This window comes from Halorubellus litoreus, assembly GCF_037081675.1.
Lineage (GTDB): Archaea > Halobacteriota > Halobacteria > Halobacteriales > Natrialbaceae > Halorubellus > Halorubellus litoreus.
On record NZ_JAZAQL010000004.1, the window covers coordinates 388,646 to 398,157 of the forward strand.

At 69.6% G+C, this 9,512-nt stretch carries 5 protein-coding genes; 4 read left to right on the top strand and 1 reads right to left on the bottom strand.

All coding sequences use genetic code 11. The features are described 5' to 3' along the window. The first annotated feature begins 177 nt into the window (after positions 1 to 177). Positions 178 to 2,697, top strand: a complete 2,520-nt coding sequence (locus tag VYJ16_RS19290) for an efflux RND transporter permease subunit (RefSeq protein WP_336351952.1) — start codon at positions 178 to 180, stop codon at positions 2,695 to 2,697. A gap of 90 nt (positions 2,698 to 2,787) precedes the next feature. Further along, on the top strand, positions 2,788 to 6,876 hold the full coding sequence (locus tag VYJ16_RS19295; RefSeq protein ID WP_336351953.1) for a PAS domain S-box protein: 4,089 nt from the start codon (positions 2,788 to 2,790) through the stop codon (positions 6,874 to 6,876). A 1-nt stretch (position 6,877) separates the two neighbouring features. Here the strand turns inward: VYJ16_RS19295 and VYJ16_RS19300 are convergent, their stop codons facing one another. Continuing rightward, on the bottom strand, positions 6,878 to 8,035 hold the full coding sequence (locus tag VYJ16_RS19300; RefSeq protein WP_336351954.1) for an FAD-dependent oxidoreductase: 1,158 nt from the start codon (positions 8,033 to 8,035) through the stop codon (positions 6,878 to 6,880). A gap of 494 nt (positions 8,036 to 8,529) precedes the next feature. Here VYJ16_RS19300 and VYJ16_RS19305 point away from each other — a divergent pair, with 494 nt between their 5' ends. Both VYJ16_RS19305 and VYJ16_RS19310 read left to right on the top strand, forming a co-directional pair. Then, positions 8,530 to 8,913: an ArsR/SmtB family transcription factor gene (locus VYJ16_RS19305; RefSeq protein WP_336351955.1), complete on the top strand. Its 384-nt coding sequence runs from the start codon at positions 8,530 to 8,532 to the stop codon at positions 8,911 to 8,913. Positions 8,914 to 8,994: 81 nt separating this feature from the next. Next, positions 8,995 to 9,219 (top strand): DUF7511 domain-containing protein, encoded by a 225-nt coding sequence (locus VYJ16_RS19310; RefSeq protein ID WP_336351956.1) that lies wholly within the window; start codon positions 8,995 to 8,997, stop codon positions 9,217 to 9,219. The last annotated feature ends 293 nt before the right edge of the window (positions 9,220 to 9,512 follow it).

Here is a 9,512-nt window from a genome sequence, read left to right on the forward strand (position 1 = left end):
TGTACGGGTACTCGATAATGGGAGACTCTGGCAGTGTGGGTGGCCGCTCGTGTTGAGTCGATGTGTTCTTGCATACCGGATGGTTACTCTACTTATATCTTCTGCGGGGTTGTCGGGTCCGCAACCCTGCCCGCATTGATACCTCGGGTGGGGGCGAACCCAGTGCTACAGCGACCGATGTCACGAGATAGCTTAGCCACCCTGATTGGGTTCGTCACCGAACACACCCGCATCACGCTCCTGGCGATGCTCCTGCTGTCGGGCGTCGTCGCGGCCGGCGTCCCGATGGTCGACACCGGGAGTCAGGCCAGCGCGGACGCCGACGCCTTCGACCACCTCGACCGCGTCCAGACCTCCCAGACCATCCAGGAGCAGTTCGCGGCGACCGACGATAGCCCGAATCGTACCGTTGAACCGGTCTACGTCCAGCTCGAGGACGGCAACGCCCTCTCGAAGGAGTCGCTCCTCGCCGGCCTCCGCTACCAGCGGGCGATACGCGAGAACGCGACCATCAGTCGCGCGCTCCACGACCGCGGAGTCGTCGGGTTCTCGAACCTCGTCGCCGTCCGCGCCGCCGAGAATCCGAACGCCTCGCTCAGCGAGCAGATCGACGCGATCGAGGCCGCGAGCACTGGCGAGGTCGAGGCGCTCGTCGAGCGCGTGCTCGCCGAGGACCCGCGAGCCAAGCGGTTCCTGCCCGCCGACCACGACGCCTCGGCGACGACCGCAAGCGACCGGCGGCTCCTCGTCACGCTCGACACCAGCGTCGGCGACCCCACGCTCGACAACGCGACTGGCGCGCTCTATCAGCAGGCCAGCGAGCGCTCCAGTGCGGGGTTCTTCGTGCTGAACAGTCACGCGTGGAACGCGTACAGCAGTCACTTCTTCGGCGAGATGCTCGAGCTCGTCGTCCCGGCGGCGCTCGCGTTCATCCTCGTCGTTCTCGGGTTCGCCTACAGGGACGTCGTCGACGTCGTCGTCGGCATGGTCGGGGTCGCGCTCTCCGTCCTATGGATGTTCGGCCTCCTGGGCTGGCTGGGCGTCGCCGCCGGCACCGTCACCGTCATCCCGGTCGTCCTCATCGCCGGTCTCAGCATCGACTTCGGGTTCCACGTCTTCAACCGCTATCGCGAACAACGCGCCGACGGCGAGGGCATCCGCGCACCGATGCATCGCGGCGTCATCCGGATCGCCACCGCGCTCGTGCTCGTCACCGTAACCGCCGCCATCGGGTTCCTCGCGAACCTCTCGAACCCGCTGCCGCTCATCCGGAACCTCGGGGTCTCCATCACGCTCGGCGTCGCCTCCGCGCTCGTCATCTTCGTCACCGTCGTCCCCGCGCTCAAGATCGGGATCGACGGCCTCCTCGAGCACGCGGGCGTCGACCGCCGGAAGGCTCCGCTGGGCCACGGCCGGTACCTGAAGCCCGTGCTCGGGCGACTGGTGACGCTCGCGCGCCGTGGGGCGCCGGTGGTGCTCGTCGTCGCCGTCCTCGTCGGCGCCGCCGGCGGCGCCGCGTGGCTCGGTCTCGAGGAGGAGAGCTACCAGCAGAGCGACGGCGACGTCGCCGAGTGGAAACAGCAGTTGCCCGGCCCGCTCGGGTGGGAGACGCATCCGGTCGCCGCACAGAGCGAGCACGTCGAGGACGTCTACCAGCCCGCGAGCGCCGACGCCGCGTTCCAGGAGCCGATACTCGTCGAGGGGGACGTGACGAGGGACGGGACGCTCGACGCCCTGCAGCGCGGCGTCGACGACGTCCGGGACCGTGACCTCCTCGTCGACGGAACGGGGAGTCGCGCGGTCACGTCGCCGGTGACGGTCATCCAGGCGGTCGCGGCGCGCGACGACGACGTCGCGGCCGTCGTGGCGGAGACGGACACGGACGACGACGGTGTCCCGGACCGCGACCTCGAGCGCGTGTACGACGCGCTCTACGAGGCCGACAGCGACCTGGCGAGTCGCGTCGTCGCTCGCGAGGACGGCGAGTACCAGTCGCTGCTGGTGTCGCTGTCGCTCGACGCCGACTTCGCGAACGCCGACGCGGTCGTCGCCGACCTCGACGAGAGCGCCGCCATCATGGCGGGCGACGAGAGCGGGCGGACCGCCACCGTCGCCGGGAGCTTCGCGCTGAACGAGGCGATACTCGGCGCCATCGTCGACGGCATCCTCACGACGATGACGGTCGCGCTCGCAGCCATCGCGCTCACGCTCGCGGGCGTGTTCCGGTACATGCACGGGAGCGCCACGCTCGGGCTCGTCGTCGCCGTCCCGATCGCGCTCGTGCTCGGCCTCGTCGTCGGCGGGATGTACCTGCTGTCGATCCCGCTGACGCTCCTGACGGCGCTCCTGATGAGTCTCGTCATCGGGCTCGGTATCGACTACAACATCCACGTCGGCGACCGGTACGCCGACGAGCGCCGCGAGGGCGCGAGCACGTACGAGGCGCTCGACGCCGCCGTCACCGGCACTGGCGGCGCGCTCCTGGGGAGCACCCTCACGTCCGTCGGCGCGCTCGCCACGATAACGCTCGTCCCGCATCCCCAACTGCAGAGCTTCGGCGCTATCGTCGTCGTCGCGCTGACCACCGCGTTCGCCGTGAGCGTGCTCGTGCTCCCGAGCCTCCTCGTGCTCTGGAGTCGCCACGCGCCCGGCGCCGTCACCACGGACGCCACTCCAACGGGCGTCGCGCAAGATTGATCCCGAACGGGTTTCCTGGGGTGCGGTCGGATTCGCCCCGCCGGGCGTCCACCGCCTGGGTTTTAGGGGGGTGGGCCGTGAGTACGTGATATGACCGCTGCGAGGGGGCCACCCATTCGGATCTGGGTCGTGGGCGCGGACCCAGTCGTCGAGGGAGTACGCGCGGGCAGTGCCGGCGTCGACCGCGAAGTCGACGTGCTTCGTCTTGCGGACGACGGGGGCGACGATGTGGACTGTCTCGTCGTCGACGCGCACGACTCGGTCGTGGACGTCGACGGTCTCGTCGACCGCTGGGGCGTCGGCGCGGAGTCGGTGCCGGTCGTGCTCCTCGTCGAGGACTGGACGGACGCGAGCGTCCTCGATGCGGTGGCGGCACCGACCGTCCAGACGCTGCCACGCGCACTCCTCGACCGCGACCCCGGCGTGCTCGTCGCACGGCTCGCGTCGGCCGTCGGCACCACGACAACGTCCGCCGTCGGCACCACGACAACGTCCGCCGTCGGCACCACGACAGCGTCCGCCGTCGACACCACGACAGCGTCGACCGATGCGGACGCGGCGGGTGCGACAGCGGCCGAACGGGAGCGGTACGCGCAGGTGTTCGACGAGGTCAACGACCTCATCCTCGTCTACGACCCCTGGGAGCGAGCGCTCGTCGACGTGAACGCGTCCGCGACCGCCGTCACGGGGTACGACCGCGAGCAGTTGCTCGACCGGGGACTCGACGCGGTCTCCGCGACCGAGGACGGCTACACGGCCGACCGCGCGTTCGACATCCAGCAGCGCGTCGCGGAGACCGGCGAGGCTGAGACCGTCGAGTGGGTCATCGAGACCGCCGCGGGCGACCGCCGGCGGCTCGACTGCACGCTCTCGCCGGCGACCATCGGCGGCGAGGACCGCGTGCTCGTCCTCGCAAGGGACGTGACGGAACGCCACCAGCTCGAGGCGACGTACCGCGGCGTGTTCGAGAGCGTCTCCGACGGCCTCGTCGTCCACGACCCCGAGACCGGCGAGATACTGGACGTGAACGAGCGGTTCTGCGAGATGAACGACTACGAGCGCGACGACCTCGTCGGTGACACCATCGACGTCGTCACCAGGCCCGAGAACGGACTGGAAGCCGCCCGGGAGAAGATTCGGGCCGCCCGCGAGGCGGGCCCCCAGCTGTTCGAGTGGCCGAGTCACCGCAAGGACGGCACGACGTTCCCAACCGAGATTCACCTGAGCGTCGTGGAGATACGCGGCGAGGAGCGCGTGCTCGCGAGCGTCCGCGACGTGACCGAACGCGAGCGCCGCGAGCGCGAGTACCAGCAGCTCTTCGACGGCGTCACCGAGGCGATCGCCATCCAGGACCCCGAGACGGCGGAGCTCGTGGACGCGAACCAGTCGTTCGTCGACCGCCTCGGGTACGACGACCTCGAAACCGTTCTCGACCTCGGGTTCGGCGATCTGAGTGCCGCGGACGCCGGGTTCACGAAGGAGGAAGCGCAGGCGCTCTGTCAGCGCGTCATGGCGTCGGGCGAGTCGGAGACCGTCGAGTGGCAGCAGGAGACCGCCAGCGGGGAGGCGGTGTACATCGAGGCGACGGTGAGTCCGGCGGTCATCAACGGCGAGGATCGAGTCATCTCGATGCAGCGCGACATCACGGAGCGACGGCAGCGCCAGCGCGAGTACGAGCAGATATTCAACAGCGTGAACGACGCCATCGCCGTCTTCCACCCCGAGACGGGCGAGTTCGTCGACGTCAACGACACGTACCACGAGATGGTCGGGTACGACGACCTGGAGACCATCAAGGAGCTCGGTATCGAGGGGCTCAGCGTCTCCGAGGACGAGTACACGGGCGAGCGAGGCAGGGAGATCATCCGCGAGGTCGCCGAGACGGGCGAATCCCGGACCGTCGACTGGCGGGCGGTGACCCAGTCCGGTGACCGCCTGTGGATCGAGACGACGCTCACGCCGGCGACCATCGGTGGCGCGGAGCGCGTGCTCTCCCTCCAGCGCGACGTCACCCAGCAGCGGCTGACGGAGCGTCGCCTCCGCGCCATCGTCGACCGCATCGACGAGGCGATATTCATGACGCGAGCGGACGCCATCGCCGCGCCAGACCAGGAACCGGACTACGTGAGTTCCGGGTACGAGGCGATCTGGGGGCAGTCCCTGGCGGAGATAGACGAGAGCTACGAGGACGGGTTCTTCGGGACGCTCCACCCCGAGGACGTCGGGGAGTATCGCGCGTTCGTCGAGGGCATCGTCGACGACGTCCACGACGAGTGCGCGGACGACACGTACGCGATCGAGTATCGCATCGAGCGGCCGGACGGCTCGCAGCGGTGGGTGCATTCTGACGTCTATCCCATCGAGTTCGAGAGCGACGTGCCGCGCGTCATCGTCGTGACGCGGGACGTCACCCAGCGGAAGGCTCGCGAGCGCCGGATCGCGTCCTTCGAGGAGGCGACCGACGGGCTTGCGACCGCTGACACGCCCGAGGAGGCTGCCCGGACGGCTGTCGACGCGGCGACGGAGAGCCTGGATCTGCCGGCGGTCGGCGCGTTCCTCTACGACGACAGCGCCGGGGTGCTCGACCCCGAGGTCGACACCGAGACGCTCCCAGCGTCGGCCACGGCGACCCCGGTACGGCCGGGGGACGGTGCGCTCTGGCAGGCGTTCGCCTCGGGCGACGTCGTCGCACCGAGTGACGTCGCCGATGGCGGAACCCCGAAGGTCGAGGCCGGCAACGGCGACGATGCTGCGGTGGGCGAGGGGTCGGAATCGCCGAACGCCCTGGAGTCCCTGAGTGATTGGCGGGTGCTCGCGCTCGGGAATCACGGCGTGCTCCTCGTGGGGTCGCTGGCGGGGACGCTGCCGGCGGAGACCATCGACGCGGCGCACGTGCTCGCGGCGACGCTGGAGGCGGCCCTGAACCACCTCGAGGGCGAGCAGCGGCTCGCCGCGCAGGAGGCCGAACTCCGCACGCAGACCGAGCGCGCCGAGCGCCTGGACCGCATCGCGCGCCTCACCCGCCAGGTCGAGGCGGCGATCACGGACGCGTCCACGGCACGCGAGGTCGAGCGCGCCGTCTGCGAGCGCCTCACCACCTCGGGCCCATACGAGCTCGCGTGGATCGGCGGGCTGGAGGCCGGTGCGGACACGCTCACGGCGCGAGCGGTGGTCGGAGGGAGCGACAGGTACGTCGACAGCCTGCGGTTGGAGACGACGGGCGAGACCGCCGACCCGCATCCCTCGGTGCGGGCGTGGCAGGAAGACGCCGTGCACGTGACGGACTCGCTCGTAGATTCCGGGCCGGCGGGCGACTGGCGGCAGCGAGCGCTCACCGCGGGCTACCAGTCCATCTGTGCCGTCCCGATATCGTACGACGGCATCACGCACGGCGTGCTGTCGGTCGCGACCGACCGGCCGAACGCCTTCGGCGACCGGGAACAGGAGGTCCTTGCGCAGCTCGGTACGTCGATCGGTGACGCCATCGTCGCCATCGAGCGCCGGCGCGCGCTCGAATCCGACGAGACCGTCCAGCTCGAGTTCGGGGGGCAGGGCGAGTCGCTCGCGTTCGCTCGCGCTGCCCGCGAGGCGGGGTGTCGGGTGACGCTCGAGCGAACCGTCGCCAGACAGGATGGCTCCGTCAGCGTCTACTACAGCTTCGACCGCGGCGTCCCCGACGACGTCGCCGACGTCGCCGCGGACGCGCTCGACGGCGCGGTCACGGTCGTCGCCGAGGAGTCGGCGTCGACGCTCGTCGAGGTGCAGACCGACGACTGGTTCGGCTCCCCGCTCGCAGAGTACGGCGGCGTCCTCCGGACCGCGACCGCGGAGGCCGGCGAGACGACGGTCGTGGTCGAGGTCCCACAGCAGGCGGACGTCCGGTCGTTCGTCGACCGCCTGCAGGCGATCGCACCAACGCTGGACCTGGTCGCGCGCCGCCAGCATAGTCACCGGTCGAGCACGCCGGCGGAACTCGGGGACCGCATCCGCGAGGAACTCACCGACCGCCAGTTCGAGGTGCTCCGGACCGCGCTCGCGGCCGGCTACTTCGAGTGGCCGCGGGACAACGACGGGACGGCCGTCGCGGACCGCCTCGACATCACGCAGCCGACGCTCAACAAGCACCTCCGGCTCGCCCAGAAGCAGCTCTTCGGCATGCTCCTCGAGGACGACGCCTGAGTCACGCGCGGTCCGACGACGAGCCGAGGAACCGGTGGAGTGCGTGCGTCCGACGGACCGTGACAGCCTCGGTCGTCGGCTCCCCTCGCGGCATCTCGGTGGGTGAGCTCGCGGACTGGCGGTGTCGTGCCCGTCGATGGTGGGTGGCGACGGCTCGGCGGCGGGCGGTGGCGTAGGCCCCGATGGTGGCGGTCGTCGAGTGCTCGTGTCGGGCGAGTTCGGAGACGAACGCGACCGCGTCCCGGACGCCGAGCGAGAACCCGCTCCCGATAGCCGGTGCGAGCGGCATCGCCGCCTCCCCGCACCGAGCGATGCGGCCCGCACCCCAGACACCCGACTGCAACTCGTCGGCGCCCAGCCGGACCTGCTGGACGCGCGTCGACTCGCCGGACCGCACCACTTCCTCCACGACCTCGGGGTCGACGCCTGCGGCCGCCTCGAACGCCGGATGCGATGTGAGCCCGGTCGCGTCACCGCGGTTCGTCGTGACCCGCACCCACGACTCCGAGGCCGTCCCGTCGGGAATGACCTGGGCGAGCGCACCCGGCGCCCAGACCTCCCTCAGTACCTGCGATGCACTTTCTTCGCGGTCACAGCGCCCCACGTACTGGACGTAGTTCCGCGTGGGAACCGTCTCGGGAGCGCGGTCCTCGAGCGCCGGCGTGGCGGTCGTATCGACCACCGCGTCGAACGTCTCCCGGACGCCGTCCGCGAACGCGACCTCGATGCCATCTCCCGTCGTCGTGACGCCCCGGATCGAGCGGTCGGTTCGCGCTCGCTCGAGTGGCCACTCGACCGCGAGCGCCCGTCGCAGTTCCGTCGCGTCTATCACGCTCCCGGCCGCCGTCGTCGTTCGTTCCGTGGTCGACACCAACCGCCCCGTGCCAGCCGCCCACGTCTCGGGATGCGTCGCTTGGACGGAGTCGATGCGTGTCCCGCGGTCGCGGACGTGACTCGCCACGTCGAGCGCTTCGAGCGTGCGCATGGCGTTCGACGCCACCCGGACGACCACCGGTGGCGAGCGCTGCCTGTCGCTGACTGCCAGCACCGGCTCGTACCCGCATCGCTGTAGCATCGCCGTCACCGTCCGACCGACGAGTCCATCGCCCACCACGAGCACCTGCCGCTCGGGCCCTCGACCGAGGACGTCGTCACTCACCGTCCACGGTGGCACCGTCCCATCACCCCCGTCACCGGGTCCCGCTCACGCGCCACCACGTTCTCGGGGTCGAACGCTCCAGTCCCCGAGGTCGGCTCGAACGCCGCGCCGTCCGACTCCGCGCACGCTGTCGCACTCGCACTCACGGCTGACTGGCTTGGAGTGCTCGCCCGGTTCGGACTGATTGGCGACCTGTTCGACCCATGGCGGCCGGTCTGAGCTGGGGCAGTCGGACACCCGACTTTGGGACGGGGAGTGGGTCCGGTGGCGGCGTCGTCGGTCTCCGTCATCACCTCCGCAGTTCGCGTGCAGGTCACCTAAGCGACCGCGCGCTGTTTCACCCACCGCAACACGCGCCACCAGCGAACGGAGTCCCGACGCCACCCGGAGTGGGAGACGACGCAATACATCTAGCCCGAAGTGGTCGGCGACACGACGCTGATTGACAGCAGGGATAGGGGGGTCGCTTCCGACAGTCCCAATCGAGACGAACCATGGCATCTGATCACCCTCCATTCCCGGACGCCACACCCGACCAGTCCGCTCCACCAGTCGACGTCCTGACGCTGCTCGCCGCTGACCACACCCAGAAAATCCTGGGCCACATCCACGACTCGCCCACCCCGGCACGCGCGGTCGTCGAGGTCTGCGACGCCTCTCGTACGACCGTCTACCGACGCCTGAACCGACTCGTCGACGCCGGCCTCGTCGACACCCGGATGACATTGGACCCCGACGGCCACCACCGCACCGTCTTCGAGACCACCATCGACGAGATCACGCTCGACTTGACCGACGACGGCTACGCGCTCGACGTCCACACCGACTGCTCGAACGTCGACTCCCCCTCGACGCCCCACCCCCAGCCGAGCGACTGACGACGCGACACGCACCGTTCGGCCAGTCGAATCACTCGCGACGACGACCACCCAACTCGCACCACCACACCCCAGGAACGCATGAACCAGAACGACGACGCGGACACCACCCCCCGCGACCAACAGCCGACCGAGGACCACCACTCCACAGCCACGGACACCGCAGCCCCCGCACTCGAAGTGCTCCGCGACCCCGAATCCGGACGAGTGACGTTCACCATTCGAGACTGCGACGACTCCCAGAAACTCACCGAGTGGATAACCATCGACAGCGAACACGTCGTCCACCCCGACGACATGCAGTAGTACTCAAGGGCGTACCGGAAGATTCGGGTCTCCTGAAACCCTCAGACGATGACAACAGGTGCGTGTTAAATTCGGAGCGTGAGTTCAGCACGACGAACAGGTTCTATCCACGGACGACGGTCTGAAACCACTGTTCAGTAGGGATGCGAGTTGAACACCGGTCGCAGCCGGGCATACGCCGAGCGCAGCGAGGCGTTTCACCGCCGGAGCCGTCGAAGACGGCGGAGGCGGCCTTTTTCACCCATGTTTTTGCCGCGAGCGGTTCGCGCGGAGCGCGAACCCGAGCGGGAAAA